The following is a 24,363-nucleotide window of genomic DNA, read 5'->3' on the forward strand; positions in this document are numbered from 1 at the left end:
GCTTTTCTGATCCTAGGATTAACTAAACTATTTTTGCCAGTCTAAAATACCACCTGCAAGATTGACGACATTTTTAAAGCCCATGGTTTGCAGTGTGTCCGCAGCGAGTACCCCGCGAGCACCACTGCGACAAAAAATTAAAAGAGGCAAGCATTCAGGGGTGCTAGCGGTCTTGATCTCTGGTTGTAACAGGATCTGACTTTCTAGTACACCTCTTGGAATATTGCGTGCCCCTTCTATCGTGCCAACTGAAAACTCATTGGGCTCTCGTATATCAATTAAGATACCTTGACCTTTACTTATTAGTTCAGTAAAGGTTTGGCGATCAACATTGGTTGTATTCGGTCGAGCAGATGCAATTAAATCTTCAATAGTTAGCATGGCTTAGTCAATCATTAATCATGTACTATAGTCAAAGCGATCAGGTTTTAGGGGAAGCTGTCAAAGCTATCGCATCCGTGCTCTCGCTCCTTACCTACATCCATGTAGGCAAGCTTCGAGACCCCATGAGCATATGCTCTATTATGTGATTGGGGCGAGTAAGCGCTGACAATGAACCATAAAGCCTGAGTGAGAAGACTATAATTACTTTTCCTGCTCGCGAGCAATGGCACGGTATGCAATATCGTTCCGGTATTGAACACCATTCCATTGAATTTGTTTAACTAATTCATAAGCCGCTTGTTGCGCTTCGGTTACCGTATTGCCTAATGCGGTAGCACATAGCACACGACCACCATTAGTGGTAACCTTACCATCAATGTCTTTTGTACCCGCGTGGAATACTTTAAGGCCAGCAGCTTCTTCAGGTATTCCTGTGATCACGTCGCCTTTCGGATATGAACCTGGGTAACCACCCGCAGCTAACACCACACCAACAGACGCTTTTGAATCAAATTTAGCTTCGCCTTGGTCTAATTTACCTTGGGTTGCTAATAAACACAGCTCAACAAGATCAGATTGCATACGTAGCATAATAGGCTGAGTTTCAGGATCACCAAAACGGCAGTTATATTCAATCACTTTAGGCGCGCCAGACTCATCGATCATTAGACCAGCGTATAGGAAACCAACATATGGGTTACCTTCATTCGCCATACCTTCAACCGTTGGCATGATCACTTCATCCATAATGCGCTTGTAGACTTCATCTGTGACGACGGGGGCAGGCGAATAAGCCCCCATTCCACCTGTATTTGGACCTTCATCACCATCATAAGCACGTTTATGGTCTTGGCTAGTCGCCATAGGTAATACGTTTTTACCGTCAACCATGACTATAAAGCTAGCTTCTTCACCGGTTAAGAACTCTTCAATAACCACTCGGTGACCTGCATCACCAAAAGCGTTACCCGCAAGCATGTCTTTAACTGCTGCTTCAGCTTCTTCTAGCGTCATTGCAACGATTACACCTTTACCCGCAGCAAGACCGTCAGCCTTAACTACGATAGGTGCGCCTTGCTCACGTAAGTAAGCAAGTGCTGGCTCGACTTCAGTGAAGTTTTGGTAAGCACCTGTAGGGATCTTGTTACGCGCTAAGAAATCTTTAGTGAAAGATTTTGAACCTTCTAATTGAGCGGCTTTTTCACTTGGACCAAAGATAGTTAATCCTTCTGCTTGGAACGCATCAACAACCCCGATAACTAATGGCGCTTCTGGGCCAACAATTGTCAGCTCGATGTTATTATCTTTAGCAAATGCGACTAAGCCTGCTTTATCTTCGACATCGATATTTACGTTTTCTAATTTGGGTTCAAGTGCTGTTCCAGCGTTACCTGGAGTTAAAAATACCTTTTCTACATTGGCTGATTGCGCTGCTTTCCAAGCTAACGCATGCTCGCGGCCACCGCCGCCAATCACTAATACTTTCATTGTTTACTCGATTGTTATTGATTGGGTTTTATAAATTTTAATGTGAATCGTGTTGACTCACCGACATTTAATAATTTGGGATCTTTTCCTCTATGTACAGGAAGTAAGCTCCATACCCCATTGGCGTGATCGGCATCATCCAATGGGTTGAGATTAATATTGCTATCGCCTACCAACTTAAAGCCGGCTTGCTCTGCAATTTCAATGGCTAGGCTTTTCTTTAGATAGCCTGATTTTAACCATTGCTCTTGATCGCGATCCTCGGGTAATTGATGATCGACAATGCCTAATATACCACCTGGTTTTAGGGCTTTGTAAAAGCTATCGAAAGCTTGGCGCATACCGGCTTCTTGGTTATTCATGTACCAATTATGTAAGTTACGAAAAGTCAGTACGACATCTGCGGAACCGGCTGGAGCGATTGCGTAAGCTTTATCTATATGAAATTCTGTTAACTGTGTTTTGCTATAAATAGGGTTGCTGGCTAATTTTTGCTTAAAATTAGCCAAGTGCTTGTCAAAGTATTTTACCCCAGAATTAGCAGGAAAGTGGGCCGCGTAAAATTGGCCTTGCTCTTTTAAATAAGGCGCTAAAATTTCACTATACCAACCTGCGCCAGGCCAAATTTCTACAACATGACTATTGGGTTTTACACCTAAAAAAGCCAATGTTTCAGCAGGGTGGCGATATTTATCGCGAGCTTGATTTTTAATACTTCGATGAGACGCGTTGAGTTGCGCACTAATAGCGGCTTTTATTTTTTCTTTTTCTGAGTTGCTGTTTTCAGCATGGGTTAAACTACATCCAGTACAGGTTAAAACAGCGAACAAGCTTATGATAGATAAAGTAATTTTCACGTGCTTAGTTTCCATTGTATTAATAGGACAGGTCGAAGTTATAGTTTAACAGAGGATGATGTCTTTGCAGAAAAACATCGATTATCGAATCATATTGAACGACAAACTCTTTAAATAAGACATATATTTGTAGGTCGGACGTTTACGTCCGACGCTAATATGCAGGTTCAAACTTAGTCGAGATAAATCTCGACCTCCATTATCTTTTTTAAACGCTTGAATAGAACCTGCCATTTATCAATAAAGCTTTAAGCCTCATTGCTTGAACTTGCCATTTACCATTATTTAGCTGCTTAGGTGACTTATATAAGCGACTAATCAAAAGATAAACTAACCAAAGTAGTTGGCGTTCAGACAAGGCGCCTTTAAATTACGAGACCCTAGGAGCATACGTTTTTGTATGTGACTAGGGCGAGTAATAAAGGCAACGCAGTATCAACGCCAAATACGAAGGTTAGTGGCGGAAATGACGCATACCGGTGAATACCATCGCCATCCCATGCTCGTCCGCCGCCGCGATAACTTCTTCATCGCGCATTGAACCGCCTGGTTGGATGACTGCAGTAATACCAGCTTGTGCCGCAGCATCAATACCATCACGGAATGGGAAGAATGCATCTGATGCCATAACCGAACCTTTAACTTCAAGGTTTTCGTCAGCTGCTTTAATACCAGCGATTTTAGCACTGTAAACACGGCTCATTTGGCCAGCGCCAACACCAATAGTTTGCTGACCCTTGGCGTAGACGATTGCGTTAGATTTAACAAACTTAGCGACTTTCCAGCAGAATAATAAGTCTTTTAACTCTTCTTCTGTTGGTTGCTTTTTAGTAACCACTTTAAGGTCATCTAAGCCAACCATACCTTGGTCGCGATCTTGTAATAATAAACCGCCGTTAACACGCTTATAGTCTAAGCCAGTTGTCTTGCTTGACCATTCGCCACATTCTAATAAACGAACGTTTTGCTTAGCGGCAACAATTTGTGCTGCGGCAGCTGAAATGCTTGGTGCAATAATCACTTCAACGAATTGACGAGAAATAATCGCTTCTGCTGTTTCTGCATCTAATTCTTGGTTGAATGCAATAATGCCACCGAAAGCTGATGTAGGATCCGTTTGATACGCACCTTCGTATGCGGCTAGGATGTTATCACCAATCGCAACACCACAAGGGTTAGCGTGTTTAACAATGACACAAGCTGGCTCATCAAATTCTTTAACACATTCTAATGCTGCGTCAGTATCAGCAATGTTGTTATACGAAAGCGCTTTACCTTGTAATTGCTTAGCTGTTGAAACAGAGGCTTCTTCTACGTTAGCTTCAACGTAAAAAGCGGCAGATTGGTGGCTGTTTTCGCCATAGCGTAAATCTTGTTTTTTAACTAGTTGAGTGTTGAAGGTACGTGGGAATTGGCTGCCCTCAGCTTTTTCAGTGTGGTAATCAGGCGTTAACTTACCGAAGTAGTTAGCGATCATACCGTCATACGCAGCTGTGTGCTCGAACGCAGCGATAGCTAAATCAAAACGAGTCGCATGGCTTAATGAACCTTGGTTATTGTTCATTTCAGTCAATACGCGATCATAATCTGACGCGTTAACCACGATAGTCACATCTTTGTGGTTTTTCGCAGCAGAGCGAACCATAGTCGGTCCACCAATATCGATGTTTTCAACTGCATCTTCTAATGTGCAATCAGGTTTAGCGACTGTTGCTGCAAATGGGTACAAGTTAACCACGACCATATCGATTGGCTTAATTTCGTTATCTGCCATTACAGCTTGGTCGATATCGCGACGGCCTAAAATACCACCATGAACTTTAGGGTGTAACGTTTTAACCCGGCCATCCATCATTTCAGGGAAGCCAGTATAGTCAGATACTTCAACCGCTTTGATTTGATTTTCAGTTAATAGACGGAAAGTACCGCCAGTCGACAGGATTTCAACCCCGTTGTTTGCCAGTTCGCGGGCAAATTCAACGATACCCGTTTTGTCTGAAACGCTAATTAGCGCACGGCGGATTGGTCGAGCTTGTTCCATTTATTTGTTTACCTTAGATAAAATTTAAAAAAGAAATTACTAGAAACGAAAAAAGCACCCAAGGGTGCTTTTTGACGGTAAAGTCGGCTTAGTTCATGCCGTATTTTTTTAGCTTTTTACGTAAAGTACCACGATTGATACCTAACATAGTGGCTGCACGCGTTTGGTTACCACGAGTATACTGCATTACTTCTTCTAGTAACGGAGCTTCAACTTCGGCTAAAACTAACTCGTAGAACTCTTCAACGTCTTGACCGTTTAACTGTGATAAGTAATTGCTGATCGCTTGCTTAACTGAAGAACGTAAAGGCTTATTATTGGTTTCTGAGCTTAATAATGGGCCAGTGACTAATTCTGGAGTTACATTTTGGTCGAACATAATGACTACTCTTTTCTCTTTAATTAATGGTCAAAAAATTGTTGAAGGCTATCTAATTGCTGTTGGGCATTTTCAATAGCGTTAAAAGTTTTTCTGTATTCACTGTTAAGTGAATGGGCGGCGAAGTACCAGCTTACGTGCTTGCGAGCAATACGTAAGCCTTTACCTTCACCATATAATTCATGTAGCTCAGCTACATGATGTATAACCGTATCGCGAATTTCTTGGCGATCCGGTTTTGGCAAATGCTCACCTGTTAACAGGTAATGATTAATATCAGCAAAGATCCAAGGGTTACCTTGAGAACCTCGACCTATCATCACAGCATCGGCGCCGGTATAATCTAGTACGTATTTAGCTTTCTCAGCTGATGTAATATCGCCATTAGCGACGACAGGCAGCGAGACAGCTTGTTTAATCGCCTTAATTGTGTCGTACTCAGCTTCGCCTTTGAATAAGCATGCACGGGTTCTACCATGAACGGCTAATGACTGAATGCCACATTTTTCAGCTAGCTGAGCGATTTCAATTCCATTGCGATTGTCTGGATCCCATCCAGTGCGGATCTTTAATGTGACAGGCACATCAACCGCATTTGTTACTGCCTTTAAAATCCGCTCGACTAACGCCGGATCTTTAAGTAATGCAGAGCCTGCCAATTTTTTATTTACCTTTTTGGCAGGACAGCCCATATTGATATCAATAATTTGGGCACCAGTTTCGGCATTAAATTGGGCTGCTTGAGCCATCAAGTCAGGATCGCAACCAACAATTTGTACTGCTTGGATCCCTGTTTCACCGCTGGTTTCCATTCGCTTCTGAGATTTTGCTGTTTGCCAAACATCAGGGTTAGAAGACAACATTTCACCATAAGCCAAGCTACAACCATTTTTACGACAAAGCTGTCGATAGGGTTTGTCAGTTATTCCCGCCATAGGCGCTAAAATAACCGGCGCTTTTAATGTATAAGACGCAATTTGCATAAGCTTAAATTGGTTAAAACATCACCACCTGCGAAAAAGGGCGGCTAGTGTACACGGCTTTATTCAAGCTGAAAAGCTTATTTATTAAGCAATTTGTAATTTTATTTATGTCAATAGTTATTCGCCGTATGCCAGAAAAAAATGCAGTTATTTTTAGTTAGAATCGCTTGATTTTATGGCGGAATATATGGCTACAAAGCAGAGTATTTAAGGAATTTGTTAAAAATTGGTAAAAATAAGGATGTGCAGCAGAGGGGTAGATAGCATGCAAGCATGCTATCTGACGAAGGTGCCCGTTTTTACATTAAAAACAGAACAAGAAAAGCGACAAAACTTGAAGTAGCGAAAAAGCCATTTTCGATACGAGCTTCTATGAGTTTTGTGGCGCTATCTGATCTTTCAATTACACCTAAAACAGTAAAGGTGACAGCTAAAATTAATGCTAATAGCATTAAGTTAACTTCTAAGGCGCTTAGGATGTTTTCCATGTTGTAGCCTTCTTATTAATCGGTTGCTGAAATAAAGTGGCGCTATTTTAGTAATTGCGCGACTCGATTGCCAATTTAATTTTAATTTACCGTAAGTTTTTATGATGTAGCACAAAGCTGAGGTATTATATCGGCAATATTTTCTACCCTCTTTATTATGCATATACCGAATACATTCGGCCTAGACGTTTCAGGGCCAAATATTATTTATATTGATGAAACTACCACACCAAATGACTTACCTGATAATTTAATCATGGTTGGTGAAGGCTCTAACTTATTGTTTACTGTGTCGCAAATAAGTTTTCCTATTGGTATTTGTCAGCACCAAGTGTTTGATATAGCAGAAACGGAACACTTTTGGCTTATTCAGTTAGGTGCAGGGTTAAATTGGCATCAAACGGTCGCTCGTTTATTAGATCTCAATGTAACTGGTTTGGAAAATCTGGCACTAATACCTGGGTTAGTGGGTGCAGCACCCGTACAAAATATTGGTGCTTATGGCTTAGAGTTTAGCCAAGTGTGTCAGTCAGTCAGCGGTATTGATTTAATAGATAAGAAAAGAAAAACACTCACAGCACAAGAATGTTGTTTTGCTTATCGGGATTCTGTTTTTAAACATAGATTGAAGCATCAGTTTATTATTGAACAAGTCGAGATTAAATTAAGTAAGCATACTAAACCTCGCGTTGATTATGGGCCATTGCAAAAGTTAGGTGAGCAAGCAACGGCGAAACAAGTCTTTGATAAGGTATGTCAAATTCGCAGCGAAAAATTACCTAACCCTAATATATTAGGTAACGCAGGCAGCTTTTTTAAGAATCCTATTGTAACCCATCAAGAGGTTAAGCGACTTAAGAAAAAGTGGCCTGACATGCCTTGCTATGCGGCTAATCACGACCAAACAAAATTAGCCGCAGGTTATTTGATAGACCAAGCTGGATTAAAGGGCTTACAAGTTGGTGGTGCGTCTGTTCATGTCAATCAAGCTTTGGTACTGGTCAATAATGCCAATGCTACTGGTAATGATGTTGTTGAGTTAGCTAAGCGGGTTAAGGCTAAAGTGTTTGAGATATTTGGCGTGAATATAGAAGCCGAAGTGCGTTTTTTTAATAAAGATGGTGAAATAGCGTCTGAGTTAATACTTGGCAATTAACGTGTCCTGTCCTGCTTTCCAAACTGATTAATACGAGTTTAAGAGATACCATTATGAGTGAACAAACTCATTTAACCGCGGTAGAAGTTGCACTGCTGTCGATCTTATCCAACAACCAATTTCATTCAGGCGATAAGCTCGCTGAGCATTTTGACGTGAGTCGTGCTGCTATATCTAAATGGATTAAACAACTCAATGAAAAGCAAATCGCTATACATTCGGTTAAAGGTAAAGGATACCAATTGGCGCAATACATCCAGTTAATTGATGAGCACAAGCTCAAACAGCAACTATGCGAGCTATTAACTGTGGATTATCAAGTGGTGAGTGATTCCACCAACGACACAGTTAAGCAGTATTTTAAAAACAATCAGTCTAATATTCTGGCAATTACAGAGCAGCAGTTGGCAGGCAGAGGGCGACGAGGTCGTCAATGGGTATCGCCTTTTGCTCAAAACCTATACTTTACTTTAGGTTTAGAACTCGACTTGCCTATTAGTGAATTATCCGGATTAAGTTTGGCAGTTGGTTTGAGTTTAACTGAAACCTTAAATCGCTTAGCTATTCCAGCCAAATTAAAGTGGCCGAATGACATATATATAGAAGGTAAAAAAGTTGCAGGCATCTTAGTTGAGCTTGATGGTGCTTTTGACAGCCCGTGTCGAGTAATAATCGGGGTTGGAATCAATATTAATATGCAAGTGGGACAACACACTCAAGCGATCGACCAAGATTGGACGAGTCTATCTATATTTAGCGGTAAAATTTGGTCTCGCACGCAGTTAGCACAACAATTAAGTGAACCTTTGTATCAAGATATTGAATTGTTCACTCAGCATGGGTTAAAAAATAAAGTTGAATTGTGGCAATCCTATGATCATTTTTACCGTCGCCCGATAAGATTAATTATGCCTAATAATGAAATTGCAGGAGTCGGCAGGGGTATAGATGAAAGTGGGGCTTTGTTATTAGAAACGGCTAACGGAATAGAGCGATTTATTGGTGGTGAGATTTCAGTTCGAGGCATGGTTGGGCAAGAAAAATGACCATTTTATTAGTTGATGAAGGTAATACTCGAATTAAATATGCCGAGCTAGACACAAATAGCGGTTTTATAAAATTGCTCGACAGCCACTTGCTCAGCAAAGCGAATTTAAACACTCAAAACTACCTAGCGATATATGCCTCTAGTGTTAAAAGTGGAGCTGAATTGCAAAAAATGTTAGCAACTCAGTTTAGCTGTCCGATTTATATTATCGAAACACCGGATTCAAAGTATGGATTAACTATAGCTTACGCTGATAAGACACGTTTAGGTGTTGATCGCTGGTTAGCTATGTTGGGAGCTTTTTGTAATACGGTCGATTTAGCTGGTAAAGCGACGGGTGAGGTCGCGCAAAACACCAAGTATTGTGCGCAGTTAGTTGCTGATTTTGGTACCGCTGTGACAATTGATGCGATTGAGCAAGATGGCACTCATATCGGCGGATGGATTATACCCGGTCTGAATACGGCAAAAAGTGGCTTGCTGGGCAAAACAGCGTCGATCAAAATAAAAACAGATGTCTGTCATAAAGCTGAGTTTGGCGATATGACAGAATCTTGTGTTAATAACGGCATATATGTCAGCATACTTTCAACGATTTTTTATGCTTGCAAATTATTGTTAAAAAAGGCGGAAACGATAGATATTTATCTAACCGGAGGAGATTGTGAGCTTTTTTATGCTGAATTAGTAACACAGCTGAACGAACAAAATATTAATATTTACCAAGTTGACGACCTTGTTTTTAAAGGATTAGCGCAATACGCTGAGTTAAACGCTCAGTAAATAAGCAAAAAGTGCGCAAGCTTTGAGAAAATAGTGATTTTTTTAATTTTTATCGTAAAAAGGGCTTGCAAGCTTAAAAACGATTAAATAGAATGCGCTCCACTTTTTGCAGAGCCGGCTTAGCTCAGTTGGTAGAGCAACTGACTTGTAATCAGTAGGTCGCCAGTTCGATTCCGGCAGCCGGCACCATGCAAAATAAAAGAATTTGGAGGGGTTCCCGAGTGGCCAAAGGGATCAGACTGTAAATCTGACGGCTCCGCCTTCGGTGGTTCGAATCCACCTCCCTCCACCACTTTTCCAGACTTGAGGCTGACCTGATTTAACGGATAATGCGGGTGTCGTATAATGGCTATTACCTCAGCCTTCCAAGCTGATGATACGGGTTCGATTCCCGTCACCCGCTCCAATTCCTGATTAGTGCAGATGCTGATATAGCTCAGATGGTAGAGCGCACCCTTGGTAAGGGTGAGGTCCCCGGTTCAATTCCGGGTATCAGCACCACTTCTAATAAATCTTATCTGTCTCAAATTTAATGTTTAATAATTCGGGTATGTGCCTGATTTATGAGTTTTGAGGTCTACGATGGCTAAAGAAAAATTTGAACGTACGAAACCGCATGTTAACGTTGGCACAATCGGTCACGTTGACCACGGTAAAACTACATTAACAGCAGCAATCACAACTGTTCTTGCAAAAGTACACGGTGGTGAAGCTAAAGATTTCGCATCAATCGATAACGCTCCAGAAGAGCGTGAGCGTGGTATCACAATCTCAACTTCTCACGTTGAGTATGACACACCAACTCGTCACTATGCACACGTAGACTGTCCTGGTCACGCCGATTATGTTAAAAACATGATCACAGGTGCTGCACAGATGGACGGCGCTATCTTAGTAGTAAGTGCTGCAGATGGCCCTATGCCACAAACTCGTGAGCACATCCTATTATCACGTCAGGTAGGTGTACCTTACATCATCGTATTCATGAACAAATGTGACATGGTTGATGATGAAGAGTTATTAGAATTAGTAGAAATGGAAGTACGTGAATTACTTTCAGAGTATGACTTCCCAGGTGATGACTTACCACTAATCCAAGGTTCAGCGCTTAAAGCGTTAGAAGGCGAGAAAGAGTGGGAAGACAAAATTGTTGAGTTAGGTGAAGCACTTGATTCATACATCCCAGAGCCAGAGCGTGAAATCGACAAGCCATTCCTAATGCCAGTTGAAGACGTATTCTCAATCTCAGGTCGTGGTACAGTAGTAACAGGTCGTGTTGAGTCAGGTATCATCAAAGTTGGTGAAGAGATCGAAATCGTAGGTATCCGTGAAACGCAAACTACGACTTGTACTGGTGTTGAGATGTTCCGTAAACTTCTTGACGAAGGTCGTGCAGGTGAGAACATTGGTGCCTTATTACGTGGTACTAAGCGTGACGACGTAGAGCGTGGCCAAGTACTTTGTAAGCCTGGTTCAATCACACCACACACTAAGTTCGAGTCAGAAGTATACGTACTTTCTAAAGACGAAGGTGGCCGTCATACTCCATTCTTCAAAGGTTACCGTCCACAGTTCTACTTCCGTACAACTGACGTAACTGGTGCAGTAGAGTTACCAGAAGGCGTAGAAATGGTAATGCCTGGCGACAACATCAAAATGGTTGTTGAGCTAATTGCTCCAATCGCGATGGACGAAGGTTTACGTTTCGCTATCCGTGAAGGTGGCCGTACTGTTGGTGCTGGCGTTGTAGCTAAGATCATCGAATAAGATATTGTTCTTATTTTTAAAGCCCCGATTGTTCGGGGCTTTTTGCCTTTAGTAAATCCTAGTTATTTACTTGGCAGGTTAGGGGTGTAGTTCCAATTGGTAGAACAGCGGTCTCCAAAACCGATGGTTGGGGGTTCGAGTCCCTCCACCCCTGCCAACTTTATCTTTTGGCTTAATAATTAAATAGCGGACATTAAAGTTCTTAGTAGAACATAGGCGCGTTAATTGCTAGTATCGGCGATTAATTTAATATGACCTATGCTTTACTAAGCATTTTATGTAGTTAAGGCTCAGTCTCAATGTTTGAGAATAATGAGCACAGAATAAGGTTTAATCATGGGCGTTGAAGCTGAAAATCAAACAAATAGCCTTGATGGTCTAAAATGGACTGTAAGCTTTGCCATTTTAGCTGCGATTGTTGCGGGTAATATTTATTTTGCCGAACAAATTTCAATTTTATGGCGAGCAGTTGCTATAGTTGTGGGTGTAGGTGCAGCATTATTTGTAGCTGGCCAGACAGCAAAAGGCCAAGATGCATTGGTATTTGCAAAAGATTCGCGCACTGAAGTACGTAAAGTGGTTTGGCCTACTCGTCAAGAAACCTTACAAACAACTGTGATCGTTATTATAGCAACTTTGATAATGTCTCTTATCCTTTGGGGATTGGACGGTATCATGGTTCGTGTTGTTGCATTTTTAACTGGATTGGAATTATAAACCATGTCTGAAGCAAAACTTAGATGGTATGTTGTTCAAGCGTTTTCGGGATACGAAGCGCGTGTAGCAACTACTTTAAAAGAACATATCAAGTTACACAGCATGGAAGATTACTTTGGTGAAGTTTTAGTACCCACTGAAGAAGTCATTGAGATGCGTGCTGGCCAAAAACGCAAAAGTGAACGCAAATTTTTCCCAGGATATGTTTTAGTACAAATGGTCATGAATGATGATTCATGGCATTTAGTTAAAGACACGCCTCGGGTACTAGGTTTTATTGGCGGAACATCGGATCGCCCAGCACCCATTTCTGATAAAGAAGCACAAGCTATCTTAAATCGTCTTGAAGAAACAGCTGATAAACCTACACATCGTCACTCGTTTGAGCCAGGCGAAGTGGTACGCGTTATCGATGGTCCATTTGCTGACTTTAACGGCGTTGTTGAAGAAGTCGATTACGATAAAAGCCGCTTAAAAGTATCAGTTCTTATCTTTGGTCGTTCAACACCAGTCGATTTAGAATTCTCGCAGGTTGAAAAAGGCTAAAACTTAGTCTATAATCCGCACCCCTTTGATTCTTGAATCAAAAAATATCAAGCGCTATCAATATGATAGTGCTTGTTTGTATTTACGTTTAAACAATTTGGGAAGCCGCTCGAGTATTTTGTTCCTCGCAAATTACGAGGCGTTACACCCATAAGAGGTTTTTGACATGGCTAAAAAAGTCCAAGCCCTTATCAAGTTGCAAGTAGCAGCTGGTATGGCTAACCCGAGTCCACCTGTTGGTCCAGCTCTTGGTCAACACGGTGTTAACATCATGGAATTCTGTAAAGCGTTTAACGCCAAAACAGACAGCCTAGAAAAAGGCGCGCCAGTTCCTGTTGTTATTACAGTTTACGCTGATCGTTCTTTCACTTTTGAAACTAAAACTCCACCTGCTTCATTCTTATTGAAGAAAGCGGCTGGTATCAAGAGCGGTTCTGGTAAACCACACGTAGATAAAGTTGGTAAAGTAACTCGCGCTCAATTAGAAGAGATCGCTAAAGTGAAAGAACCAGACTTAACTGCAGCTGATTTAGACGCAGCTGTTAACACTATCGCGGGTTCTGCTCGCTCTATGGGTATCGTGGTAGAGGGTTAATCTGATGGCTAAATTAAGTAAAAAAGTTCGCGCTATTCGCGAAAAAGTTGAAGTAACTAAAGAATACGATTTCAATGAAGCGGTTGAGCTTCTTAAAGAATTTGCTACTGCAAAGTTCGTTGAAAGCGTAGATGTTGCGGTTAACTTAGGCATTGATGCACGTAAATCTGATCAAAACGTTCGTGGCGCTACTGTATTACCTAATGGTACTGGCCGTGAAGTACGCGTTGCTGTTTTCACTCAAGGTGCTAACGCAGAAGCTGCTAAAGAAGCAGGTGCTGATTTAGTCGGTATGGATGACTTAGCTGATCAAGTTAAGAAAGGCGAAATGAACTTTGACGTTGTTGTTGCTTCTCCTGATGCAATGCGCGTAGTTGGTCAATTAGGTCAAATCTTAGGTCCACGTGGTTTAATGCCTAACCCTAAGACTGGTACTGTTACTCCTAACGTTGCAGAAGCTGTTAAACAAGCTAAAGCAGGTCAGGTTCGTTACCGTAACGATAAAAACGGTATTATCCACACTACTATCGGTAAAGTGGATTTTGAAGCAGACAAACTGAAAGAAAACTTAGAAGCTTTATTGGTTGCGCTTAAGAAAGCTAAACCAAGCCAAGCTAAAGGTGTTTTCTTGAAGAAAGTAAGTATTTCAACCACTATGGGCGCTGGTGTAGCCATCGATCACAGTGCATTGGATACTTCTGTAAGCTAATTTTTCGATACAGTTTTAAACTGTATTGATTTGGAGTTGGAGCGTAAAGTTTAGCTTAGCGCTCCCGTCCAAGACCCTAAGTGCTGTAGTCAGTTTAAATAACTAACCAAAACTTATAAGTTGGATGTTAGGGCTTAGGTAGACGGTGTAGGAACTCATGAAGAATTTCTCTTCTGGACCCGAAACCGTAAAGGCCTTACTGCTATTCAGTAAGATTTATGAAAATCTGGACATATTGTCCGGGGAATCCAGGAGTAATCCAATGGCATTAGGACTAGCAGGCAAGAAAGAAATTGTCGCACAGGTCAACGAAGCTGCCAAAGGTGCACTATCTGCAGTTGTAGCCGACTCTCGTGGTGTTGAATCAAATGATATGACAGCTCTACGTGCTCAAGCACGTGAAGCAGGCGTAAGCTTGCAAGTTGTTCGTAACACTTTGGCTCGCCGCGCGGTTGAAGGTACTGACTTCGAATGTTTAACTGAAACATTTGTTGGTCCTACCTTGATTGCATTTTCAAACGAGCACCCAGGTGCTGCTGCGCGTATCTTTAAAGATTTCGCCAAGTCTAACGACAAGTTTGAAATTAAAGCAGCTGCTTTTGAAGGCAACTTAGCAAGCGTAGAAGTATTAGCAACTTTACCAACTTACGACGAAGCTATCGCCAAGTTAATGGCGACTATGAAAGAAGCTTCTGCTGGCAAATTGGTACGTACTCTTGCTGCACTTCGCGACCAAAAAGAAGAACAAGCTGCTTAATTATTGCATCGCAGCTTAATCTAATACATTGAAACTTATTTAATTTTAGGAATTTGACTCATGTCTATCACTAAAGACCAAATCATTGAAGCTGTTGCAGAAATGTCTGTAATGGAAGTTGTTGAACTTATCGAAGCTATGGAAGAAAAATTCGGCGTTAGCGCTGCTGCAGCTGTTGCTGCTGGTCCAGCTGCTGGTGGCGAAGCTGCTGCTGAGCAAACTGAGTTCGACGTAATCCTTAAAGCTGCTGGTGCTAACAAAGTTGCTACTATCAAAGCAGTACGTGGCGCAACAGGCTTAGGTCTTAAAGAAGCTAAAGCACTAGTTGATGGTGCTCCAGCACCAATCAAAGAAGGTGTTGAGAAAGAAGAAGCTGAAGCACTTAAAGCAGCTCTAGAAGAAGCTGGTGCAGAAGTTGAAGTTAAGTAATTTATTTTATTAAATTACTTGCCTTAAAAAGGCATCGGGCTGATGGTTTTTGCCATCAGCCCTTTTTGCGCTGTAGAGATAGTGTATAAAAACCTTTACAGTGATTGTATAAAAACGATATCGATAGACGGCAGAGCACAAGCACAAGCTTTTTGGTAGGCGTGTGTTTTCGTTCAGCAAGCTAGAGGAACCCCATGGCTTATTCTTATACCGAAAAGAAACGCATTCGTAAGGATTTTGGTAAGCGTCCCCAGGTTCTGGATGTACCTTACTTACTTTCCATCCAGCTGGATTCTTTCCGAAAATTTATTGAACCTGATCCAGATGGTCAGTATGGCTTCGAAGCCGCATTCCGTTCCGTATTCCCTATTGCCAGCTACTCTGGTTATGCCGAATTACAATATGTAAGCTACAAACTAGGCGAACCAGTATTTGACGTAAAAGAATGTCAAATTCGTGGCGTAACTTACTCGGCACCATTACGCGTTAAATTGCGTTTAGTTATTTATGATAAAGAAGCGCCTGCCGGCACTGTAAAAGATATCAAAGAACAAGAAGTTTACATGGGTGAAATCCCATTAATGACAGACAACGGTACGTTTGTTATTAATGGTACTGAGCGTGTAATCGTTTCTCAGTTACACCGTTCTCCTGGTGTATTCTTTGACCATGATAAAGGTAAAACGCATTCATCGGGTAAGGTTCTTTATAATGCTCGTGTTATTCCTTACCGTGGTTCATGGTTAGATTTCGAATTTGATCCTAAAGATGGATTATATGTACGTATTGACCGTCGTCGTAAATTACCAGCGTCGATCATTTTACGTGCGTTAGATTATAGTACTGAAGAAATTTTAGATATGTTCTTCGATACAGTGTCGTTTGAATTAGTTAACGATAACTGCATGATGGAACTTATCCCTGAACGTTTACGTGGCGAAACTGCATCGTTTGACATCATCGGTGGTGACGGCAAAGTCTTAGTCGAAAAAGGCCGTCGTATTACAGCACGTAATATTCGCCAGCTTGAAAAAGCAGGCGTAGATAGTATCCCTGTTCCAGTAGAGTACCTAGTTGGTCGTACTTTATCTCATGCTTACATCAGTGAAGATACTGGTGAAATCATAGCAGATGCGAATACTGAATTAACGCTAGAAGTTATTGCTGAATTAGCGCAGGCAGGTCATAAGAAATTAGATACGCTGTACGTTAATGACTTGGATTGTGGTCCTTACATGTCAGACACTTTACGTGTTGACTCTACCAATGACCGCATTGAAGCATTAGTTGAAATTTATCGCATGATGCGTCCTGGTGAACCGCCAACGCGTGATGCTGCAGAAGCTTTATTCGAAAACTTATTCTTTAACGCAGAACGCTATGACTTATCGACTGTTGGTCGTATGAAGTTTAACCGTCGCGTGGGTCGTGAAGAACTAACGGGTGAAGGTACATTATCAAACGAAGATATCATTGCTGTCATGCAGACTTTGATTAGCATTCGTGATGGTAAAGGTGAAGTGGACGATATTGACCACTTAGGTAACCGTCGTATACGTTCAGTTGGTGAAATGGCTGAAAACCAATTCCGTGTTGGTTTAGTCCGTGTTGAACGTGCTGTTAAAGAACGTTTATCTTTAGGTGACTTAGATAATATTGCACCACAAGATTTAATTAATGCTAAGCCTATCTCTGCTGCGGTTAAAGAATTCTTTGGTTCATCACAGTTATCACAGTTCATGGACCAAAATAACCCATTGTCAGAAGTTACGCACAAACGTCGTATTTCGGCATTAGGCCCAGGTGGTTTAACACGTGAGCGTGCTGGTTTTGAAGTTCGTGACGTACACCCAACTCACTATGGTCGTTTATGTCCAATCGAAACGCCTGAAGGTCCAAACATCGGTTTGATTAACTCATTAGCTAGCTATGCGCGTACTAATGATTTTGGTTTTATCGAAACACCATATCGTAAAGTTATTGATGGTGTCGTTACTGAAGAAATCGAATACCTTTCAGCGATTGAAGAAAATAAACACGTTATTGCTCAGGCCAATGCGCCTGTAGACGCTGAGCTTCGCTTAACTAGCGACTTGGTTCCGTGTCGTCATCAAAATGAATTTACTTTGATGGCTGCTGAAACAGTTGATTATATGGATGTTGCTCCGCAACAGATCGTATCGATTGCAGCTAGCTTAATCCCGTTCCTAGAGCACGATGATGCTAACCGTGCATTAATGGGATCGAACATGCAACGTCAGGCAGTACCAACATTAAAAGCGGATAAGCCTTTAGTCGGTACTGGTGTAGAGAAAACCGTAGCGGTTGACTCTGGTGTAACTGTTGTTGCTAAGCGTGGTGGTGTTGTTGATTACGTAGATGCAAGTCGTATCGTAATTAAGGTTAATGAAAACGAAACCGTTGCTGGTGAAGCCGGTATCGATATTTATAACCTAACTAAATACACACGCTCTAACCAAAATACCTGTATTAATCAGAAACCAACGATTGCAATGGGTGACCCTATTGTGCGTGGTGACGTGTTAGCTGATGGTCCTTCGACTGACTTAGGTGAATTAGCCTTAGGTCAAAACATGCGTGTAGCCTTCATGCCTTGGAATGGTTACAACTTTGAGGATTCAATCCTTATTTCTGAGCGTGTTGTGCAAGAAGATCGTTTAACAACTATCCATATTCAAGAGTTAAGCTGTATTGCGCGTGACACCAAGTTAGGTCCTGAAGAGATCACGGCTGACATTCCAAATGTCGGTGAATCTGCATTAAGCAAACTTGATGAATCTGGTGTTGTTTATATCGGTGCCGAAGTTAAAGGTGGCGATATCTTAGTTGGTAAGGTGACACCTAAAGGTGAATCTCAGCTTACGCCAGAAGAAAAGTTACTACGTGCTATCTTTGGTGAAAAAGCATCTGATGTTAAAGACAGTTCACTACGTGTACCAAACTCAGTAGTCGGTACAGTTATTGATGTTCAAGTATTTACACGTGACGGCGTTGAAAAAGACAAGCGTGCTAAAGAGATTGAACAATATCAAGTAGAAGAAGCGAAGAAAGATTTAACCACAGAATTCAAGATCTTAGAAGACGGTGTATTTGCTCGTGCTAAATCATTACTTATTGCAAATGGTATTGATGAAGCTATCTTGGATAACTTACCGCGCGATCGTTGGTTACTTCAAACCTTAGCTGATGAAGCTAAGCAAGCTGAATTAGAACAAATTGCTGAACAATACGAAGAGTTACGCGCAGACTTCGACAAAAAGTTAGAAGTTAAACGTCGTAAGATCACTCAAGGTGATGATTTAGCGCCAGGCGTATTGAAGATAGTTAAAGTTTACTTAGCGGTTAAGCGTCGCATCCAACCGGGTGATAAGATGGCGGGTCGTCACGGTAACAAGGGTGTAATCTCAACTATTGTGCCTGTAGAAGATATGCCACATGACGAAAGAGGTACGCCAGTTGATATCGTACTTAACCCGTTAGGTGTACCATCACGGATGAACGTTGGTCAGATTTTAGAAACTCACTTAGGTATGGCCGCGCGCGGTATGGGTGAGAAAATCGACGAAATGATCAAAGAACAACGTGAAGTCGCACAGTTACGTGAGTACTTAACTAAAGTTTATAGCTCAGGTGAAAGTCGCCAAGAAGTGGATATTGAAAGCTTCACCGATCATGAAGTTAAGCGCTTAGCTGAAAACTTGCGTAAAGGTGTTCCTATTGCGACTCCTGTTTTTGATGGCGCAATTGAAAGCGAAATCAAAGAGCTTCTAACTCTAGGTGGCATCCCTGAAGATGGTCAAGTACAACTGTTTGATGGTCGTACTGGTAATGCATTCGAGCGTAAAGTAACTGTAGGTTACATGTACATGCTGAAACTAAATCACTTAGTTGATGACAAAATGCATGCTCGTTCTACTGGTTCTTATAGCCTAGTAACGCAACAGCCATTGGGTGGTAAAGCTCAATTCGGTGGTCAGCGTTTCGGTGAGATGGAAGTATGGGCACTTGAAGCATACGGTGCGGCTTATACACTACAAGAAATGTTGACGGTTAAGTCGGATGACGTTAACGGTCGTACTAAGATGTATAAGAACATCGTTGATGGCAACCATACAATGGAACCTGGTATGCCGGAATCATTCAACGTATTGTTGAAAGAGATCCGTTCACTAGGTATCAACATTGAATTAGACGAAGATTAATCTTCGTCTATGCCGAGTAGCCTAGGCTACTAAAGATTTTTACGGGCTGTTGCTTAGTTCTTGTTAAGAACAAGCAGCAGTTGAGGAATTAACTCCGACAGGAGAGAGAGCGTGAAAGACTTACTAAAGTTTCTCAAGCAGCAAAATAAAACTGAAGAGTTCGGCGGGATCCGCATCGGTTTAGCGTCACCTGATCAAATTCGTTCTTGGTCATTTGGTGAAGTTAAAAAGCCAGAAACTATTAACTATCGTACATTTAAACCTGAACGTGATGGTTTATTCTGTGCGCGTATATTTGGTCCAGTTAAAGATTATGAATGTCTTTGTGGAAAATATAAGCGTCTTAAGCACCGTGGTGTTATTTGTGAAAAATGTGGCGTTGAAGTTACGTTAACTAAAGTGCGTCGTGAGCGCATGGGTCACATTGAATTAGCAAGCCCGGTAGCTCATATCTGGTTCCTTAAATCATTACCATCTCGTATTGGTTTGATGCTTGATATGACACTGCGTGATATCGAACGTATTCTTTACTTTGAATCATACGTTGTGACTGAAGCTGGCATGACATCGCTTGAGCGCGGTGAAATGCTAACGGAAGAGAACTACTTGGATGCGTTAGAAGAGCACGGTGACGAATTTGAAGCTAAGATGGGTGCTGAAGCCGTTCTTGCTTTATTAAAAGAGATCGATCTAGAGAAAGAAATCTCTATGATGCGCGAAGAGTTACCAGAAATTAATTCTGAAACTAAGCGTAAGAAGATCACTAAGCGTCTTAAATTAATGGAAGCATTCCACCAATCAGGTAACAAGCCTGAGTGGATGATCCTTGATGTGTTACCGGTTCTTCCACCTGATTTACGCCCATTAGTACCGTTAGATGGTGGCCGTTTCGCGACTTCTGATCTTAACGACTTATACCGTCGTGTAATCAACCGTAACAACCGTTTGAAGCGTCTATTAGACTTAGCAGCTCCTGATATTATCGTACGTAACGAAAAACGTATGTTACAAGAAGCGGTTGATGCTTTATTAGATAATGGTCGTCGCGGTCGCGCTATTACCGGTTCTAACAAGCGTCCTCTTAAGTCGCTTGCTGACATGATTAAAGGTAAGCAAGGTCGTTTCCGTCAAAACCTTCTAGGTAAGCGTGTTGACTACTCTGGTCGTTCTGTAATCACGGTAGGTCCTACTTTACGTTTACATCAATGTGGTCTTCCTAAGAAGATGGCATTGGAATTATTCAAGCCTTTCATCTACGGAAAATTAGAGCTTCGTGGTTTAGCTACGACAATCAAAGCGGCTAAGAAATTAGTAGAGCGTGAAGCACCAGAAGTATGGGATGTGTTAGATGAAGTTATCCGTGAGCATCCGGTACTTCTAAACCGTGCACCTACACTTCACCGTTTGGGTATTCAAGCGTTTGAACCTGTTCTAATTGAAGGTAAAGCTATCCATTTACACCCATTAGTTTGTTCAGCTTATAACGCTGACTTCGATGGTGACCAAATGGCGGTACACGTACCGTTAACGTTAGAAGCGCAATTAGAAGCGCGTGCGTTAATGATGTCGACCAACAACATTCTTGCGCCAGCGAATGGTGAGCCAATCATCGTACCTTCACAGGACGTTGTATTAGGTCTTTACTATATGACGCGTGACCGCATTAATGCGAAAGGTGAAGGCGCAGTATTTAAAGATGCGAAAGAAGCAGAAAAAGCCTATCGTACAGGTACTGCTGATTTGCATGCTCGCGTAAAAGTCCGTATCACTGAATTAGTTATCGGTGAAGATGGCTCACGTACCGAAAAAACGGAAATTAAAGATACGACAGTGGGGCGTGCAATTTTATCTTTAGTATTACCTGAAGGTTTACCATTTGCACTTATCGACCAAGCGATGGGTAAGAAGCCTATCTCGCGTATGCTTAACGCTTGTTACCGTTTATTAGGCTTAAAGCCGACCGTTATTTTTGCTGACCAAATCATGTACACCGGTTTCCATTACGCCATGTTATCAGGCGCGTCAATCGGTATTAACGATATGGTTATCCCTGATGCGAAGAAAGAGATCATTGCAGAAGCTGAAGCTGAAGTTACTGAAATTCAGCAACAGTTCCAATCTGGTCTTGTAACGCAAGGTGAGAAATACAACAAAGTCATCGATATTTGGTCAGCAGCGAACGAGCGTGTTGCTAAGTCGATGATGGAAAACTTGTCGAAAGAGACAGTTATCAACCGTGATGGTGAAGAAGAAAGCCAAGATAGCTTTAACAGTATCTACATGATGGCCGACTCAGGTGCTCGTGGTAGCCCAGCTCAGATCCGTCAGTTAGCGGGTATGCGTGGTCTAATGGCTAAGCCAGATGGCTCAATCATTGAAACGCCTATCGTCGCTAACTTCCGTGAAGGTCTAAACGTACTACAGTACTTCATCTCAACTCACGGTGCGCGTAAAGGTCTTGCCGATACGGCACTTAAGACGGCTAACTCGGGTTACCTAACTCGTCGTTTAGTTGATGTTGCTCAAGATTTAGTTATCAATGCTGAAGATTGTGGTACTCATAACGGTTTCGAAATGCGTCCGCTTATTGAAGGTGGTGACGTTGTTGAACCTTTACGTGAACGTGTATTAGGTCGTGTTGTAGCACAAGACTTATACAAGCCAGGTACGAATGAAATTCTAGTTGAGCGTAACGTTATGCTTGACGAAAAACTGTGTGATATTTTAGAAGAAAACTCAGTTGATGAAGTTATCGTACGTTCAGCTATTACTTGTGATAACGACTTTGGTGTTTGTGCTAAATGTTACGGTCGTGACCTAGCTCGTGGTCATATTGTCGGTCCTGGTGAAGCTGTTGGTGTTATCGCTGCTCAGTCAATCGGTGAGCCGGGTACACAGCTTACCATGCGTACCTTCCACATTGGTGGTGCGGCATCTCGAGCGTCTGCAGAAAACAGTGTTCAAGTTAAGACTACGGGTTCAATCAAGCTTAACAAAGCGAAATTTGTTAAGAACATTGATGGTAACTTAGTTATCACTTCACGTTCTACAGAGCTAACCGTTATCGACGACATGGGTCGTGAGAAAGAGCGTTATAAAGTGCCTTACGGTGCAATATTAAACCGTGGCGATGCTGATGCAGTAACCGCTGGTGATGTGGTAGCTAACTGGGATCCGCATACGCATCCAATTATCACAGAAGCTGCAGGTAAAGTTCAGTTCCAAGACATGATTGAAGGTGTGACTATTACTCGTCAAACAGATGAGTTAACTGGTCTTTCTTCTATTGTGGTTATTGATGCTAAAGAACGCAGTACCGCTGGTAAGGACATGCGTCCAGCTATTCGTTTAGTTGATGCTAATGGCGATGACTTAATGATCCCAGGTACTGAAGTGACAGCACTTTATTACTTACCTGGTAACGCACTTGTTAACCTTGAAGATGGTGCGGAAGTGGGTGTGGGTGATGCATTAGCACGTATACCACAAGAAAGCTCGAAAACACGTGATATTACCGGTGGTCTTCCACGAGTTGCTGACTTATTCGAAGCGCGTAAGCCAAAAGATCCAGCTATCTTAGCTGAGATTTCAGGTACGATCAGCTTTGGTAAAGAGACTAAAGGTAAGAAGCGTTTAGTTATCACACCTACCGATGGTTCTGCTCCGCATGAAGAGATGATCCCTAAATGGCGTCAACTTAACGTGTTCGAAGGTGAGAACGTTGAAAAGGGTGAAGTTATCGCTGATGGCCCTGAGTCATCACATGATATCTTACGTTTACGTGGTATTGATGCTGCTGCTAACTATATCGTTAATGAAGTACAAGACGTATACCGTTTACAAGGTGTAAAAATTAACGATAAGCACATCGAAGTTATCATTCGTCAGATGCTACGTAAGTGTACTATCTTGACTGCTGGCGATACTGATTTCTTAGAAGGTGAAACGGCTGAAGTGGCTCGCGTTAAGATCGCTAACCGCGAACTTGAAGCGCAAGGTAAGATCCCAGCAACGTTTGAATACCAACTGTTAGGTATTACTAAAGCGTCACTTTCAACAGAATCGTTTATCTCTGCTGCTTCATTCCAAGAAACAACACGTGTTCTTACTGAAGCTGCGGTAAGTGGTAAGCGTGATGAATTACGTGGCCTTAAAGAGAACGTAATTGTTGGTCGCTTAATCCCTGCAGGTACAGGTTTTGCGTATCATCAGAAGCGTGCTCAAGAGCGTCAAGTTGATGTTGAAGAAGTTGTAGAGCCGCAAGTGACTGCCGATGAAGCCGAAAGTGCACTAATTGATGCATTAAATGCGGATTTATCAGATGACAATATTGGCAATATCTAATCTTGCCGATAGGTTAAGGGTCTAAAACCCTTACTTAAAGTACAAAAAGAAGCCGTTAAGTGAAAAACTTAGCGGCTTTTTTATTGGATCATTGACAGTTTAATCCTTGACCATTAGAATTCCGCGTCCCTAGTTTCTAGGGCGTAGATTTTTCACTTTTAACGCTTATATTTTCTGGCTTTGATCAATTATTTTCATCGTTAGTTAATATGCATTTTTAACAATTTAGGAGCAGTTAATGGCTACTATTAACCAGCTCGTGCGCAAGCCTCGTGTAAAGCCAGTTGTAAAAAGCAACGTTGCCGCTTTAGAAGCTTGTCCACAGCGCCGTGGTGTATGTACTCGTGTTTACACGACTACACCTAAAAAACCAAACTCAGCTTTACGTAAAGTTTGTCGTGTTCGCTTAACTAATGGTCATGAAGTTTCTTCATACATTGGTGGTGAAGGCCATAACTTACAAGAGCATAGTGTTGTACTTATTCGTGGTGGTCGTGTTAAAGATTTACCAGGTGTTCGTTACCACACAGTACGTGGCGCACTTGACTGTGCTGGCGTAAATGATCGTAAGCAAGGTCGTTCTAAGTACGGTACTAAGCGTCCTAAGTCATAATCGGTTCTTTGATCCGAGTAAGGCCAAACAAGAATTTTAGTTTTGGGTAATCCCTG

General features: G+C 41.9%; 20 protein-coding genes and 5 tRNA genes. 18 read left to right on the forward strand and 7 right to left on the reverse strand.

The features are described from left to right. Positions 1–27: 27 nt before the first annotated feature. The 7 genes from C2869_RS09795 to C2869_RS09825 all read right to left on the reverse strand — a co-directional run bounded on the left by C2869_RS09795 (position 28) and on the right by C2869_RS09825 (position 6,620). Complete coding sequence (locus tag C2869_RS09795) at positions 28–381, reverse strand: rhodanese-like domain-containing protein (RefSeq protein WP_108602762.1); 354 nt, start codon at positions 379–381, stop codon at positions 28–30. 204 nt (positions 382–585) lie between these two features. Then, positions 586–1,872 (reverse strand): phosphoribosylamine--glycine ligase, encoded by a 1,287-nt coding sequence (gene purD / locus C2869_RS09800; RefSeq protein WP_108602763.1) that lies wholly within the window; start codon positions 1,870–1,872, stop codon positions 586–588. A 14-nt stretch (positions 1,873–1,886) separates the two neighbouring features. After that, on the reverse strand, positions 1,887–2,729 hold the full coding sequence (locus C2869_RS09805) for a class I SAM-dependent methyltransferase (RefSeq protein ID WP_159084124.1): 843 nt from the start codon (positions 2,727–2,729) through the stop codon (positions 1,887–1,889). Between the two features lie 454 nt (positions 2,730–3,183). Continuing rightward, complete coding sequence (gene purH, locus C2869_RS09810) at positions 3,184–4,770, reverse strand: bifunctional phosphoribosylaminoimidazolecarboxamide formyltransferase/IMP cyclohydrolase (RefSeq protein ID WP_108602765.1); 1,587 nt, start codon at positions 4,768–4,770, stop codon at positions 3,184–3,186. Positions 4,771–4,858: 88 nt separating this feature from the next. After that, positions 4,859–5,149, reverse strand: coding sequence for a DNA-binding transcriptional regulator Fis (fis, locus tag C2869_RS09815; RefSeq protein ID WP_108602766.1), 291 nt, complete (start codon positions 5,147–5,149; stop codon positions 4,859–4,861). 23 nt (positions 5,150–5,172) lie between these two features. After that, positions 5,173–6,132, reverse strand: coding sequence for a tRNA dihydrouridine synthase DusB (gene dusB / locus C2869_RS09820; protein WP_108602767.1), 960 nt, complete (start codon positions 6,130–6,132; stop codon positions 5,173–5,175). A 299-nt stretch (positions 6,133–6,431) separates the two neighbouring features. Further along, entirely contained in the window at positions 6,432–6,620 is a 189-nt protein-coding gene (locus C2869_RS09825) for a hypothetical protein (protein WP_108602768.1), read from the reverse strand. A gap of 157 nt (positions 6,621–6,777) precedes the next feature. On the opposite strand from C2869_RS09825, the gene murB reads away from it, so the two are divergent. From murB to rpsL, 18 genes are all read left to right on the forward strand, one after another. Continuing rightward, positions 6,778–7,776 carry a UDP-N-acetylmuramate dehydrogenase gene (gene murB, locus C2869_RS09830; protein WP_108602769.1) on the forward strand — a complete coding sequence of 333 codons (999 nt, stop codon included), beginning with the start codon at positions 6,778–6,780 and terminating at the stop codon, positions 7,774–7,776. A gap of 53 nt (positions 7,777–7,829) precedes the next feature. Continuing rightward, positions 7,830–8,822: a bifunctional biotin--[acetyl-CoA-carboxylase] ligase/biotin operon repressor BirA gene (gene birA / locus C2869_RS09835; protein ID WP_108602770.1), complete on the forward strand. Its 993-nt coding sequence runs from the start codon at positions 7,830–7,832 to the stop codon at positions 8,820–8,822. Next, positions 8,819–9,607, forward strand: a complete 789-nt coding sequence (locus C2869_RS09840; protein WP_108602771.1) for a type III pantothenate kinase — start codon at positions 8,819–8,821, stop codon at positions 9,605–9,607. Before birA ends, C2869_RS09840 begins: the two co-directional genes overlap by 4 nt. A 113-nt stretch (positions 9,608–9,720) precedes the next feature. After that, a tRNA-Thr gene (locus tag C2869_RS09845) sits at positions 9,721–9,796 on the forward strand. Positions 9,797–9,814: 18 nt separating this feature from the next. After that, positions 9,815–9,899, forward strand: a tRNA-Tyr gene (locus tag C2869_RS09850). A gap of 39 nt (positions 9,900–9,938) precedes the next feature. Further along, positions 9,939–10,013, forward strand: a tRNA-Gly gene (locus C2869_RS09855). A gap of 19 nt (positions 10,014–10,032) precedes the next feature. Continuing rightward, positions 10,033–10,108, forward strand: a tRNA-Thr gene (locus tag C2869_RS09860). Between the two features lie 81 nt (positions 10,109–10,189). Further along, the gene (tuf, locus tag C2869_RS09865) at positions 10,190–11,374 is read left to right on the forward strand and encodes an elongation factor Tu (RefSeq protein ID WP_108602772.1); all 1,185 of its coding nucleotides are present in this window, start codon (positions 10,190–10,192) and stop codon (positions 11,372–11,374) included. Between the two features lie 80 nt (positions 11,375–11,454). Further along, positions 11,455–11,531, forward strand: a tRNA-Trp gene (locus C2869_RS09870). A 179-nt stretch (positions 11,532–11,710) separates the two neighbouring features. Next, positions 11,711–12,091, forward strand: a complete 381-nt coding sequence (secE, locus tag C2869_RS09875) for a preprotein translocase subunit SecE (RefSeq protein ID WP_108602773.1) — start codon at positions 11,711–11,713, stop codon at positions 12,089–12,091. 3 nt (positions 12,092–12,094) lie between these two features. Next, positions 12,095–12,637, forward strand: coding sequence for a transcription termination/antitermination protein NusG (gene nusG, locus C2869_RS09880; protein WP_108602774.1), 543 nt, complete (start codon positions 12,095–12,097; stop codon positions 12,635–12,637). Positions 12,638–12,803: 166 nt separating this feature from the next. Continuing rightward, the gene (gene rplK, locus C2869_RS09885) at positions 12,804–13,232 is read left to right on the forward strand and encodes a 50S ribosomal protein L11 (protein ID WP_108602775.1); all 429 of its coding nucleotides are present in this window, start codon (positions 12,804–12,806) and stop codon (positions 13,230–13,232) included. A 4-nt stretch (positions 13,233–13,236) separates the two neighbouring features. Then, entirely contained in the window at positions 13,237–13,941 is a 705-nt protein-coding gene (gene rplA / locus C2869_RS09890) for a 50S ribosomal protein L1 (protein ID WP_108602776.1), read from the forward strand. Positions 13,942–14,203: 262 nt separating this feature from the next. Beyond that, positions 14,204–14,698 carry a 50S ribosomal protein L10 gene (gene rplJ / locus C2869_RS09895; RefSeq protein WP_108602777.1) on the forward strand — a complete coding sequence of 165 codons (495 nt, stop codon included), beginning with the start codon at positions 14,204–14,206 and terminating at the stop codon, positions 14,696–14,698. A gap of 60 nt (positions 14,699–14,758) precedes the next feature. Then, positions 14,759–15,127: a 50S ribosomal protein L7/L12 gene (gene rplL, locus C2869_RS09900; protein ID WP_108602778.1), complete on the forward strand. Its 369-nt coding sequence runs from the start codon at positions 14,759–14,761 to the stop codon at positions 15,125–15,127. Positions 15,128–15,321: 194 nt separating this feature from the next. After that, complete coding sequence (gene rpoB / locus C2869_RS09905) at positions 15,322–19,350, forward strand: DNA-directed RNA polymerase subunit beta (protein ID WP_108602779.1); 4,029 nt, start codon at positions 15,322–15,324, stop codon at positions 19,348–19,350. 111 nt (positions 19,351–19,461) lie between these two features. Then, a complete protein-coding gene (rpoC, locus tag C2869_RS09910; RefSeq protein ID WP_108602780.1) occupies positions 19,462–23,694 on the forward strand; it encodes a DNA-directed RNA polymerase subunit beta' in 4,233 nt (1,410 codons plus the stop codon). A gap of 238 nt (positions 23,695–23,932) precedes the next feature. Then, positions 23,933–24,307 (forward strand): 30S ribosomal protein S12, encoded by a 375-nt coding sequence (gene rpsL, locus C2869_RS09915; RefSeq protein ID WP_108602781.1) that lies wholly within the window; start codon positions 23,933–23,935, stop codon positions 24,305–24,307. The last annotated feature ends 56 nt before the right edge of the window (positions 24,308–24,363 follow it).

The organism is Saccharobesus litoralis (genome assembly GCF_003063625.1).
Lineage (GTDB): Bacteria > Pseudomonadota > Gammaproteobacteria > Enterobacterales > Alteromonadaceae > Saccharobesus > Saccharobesus litoralis.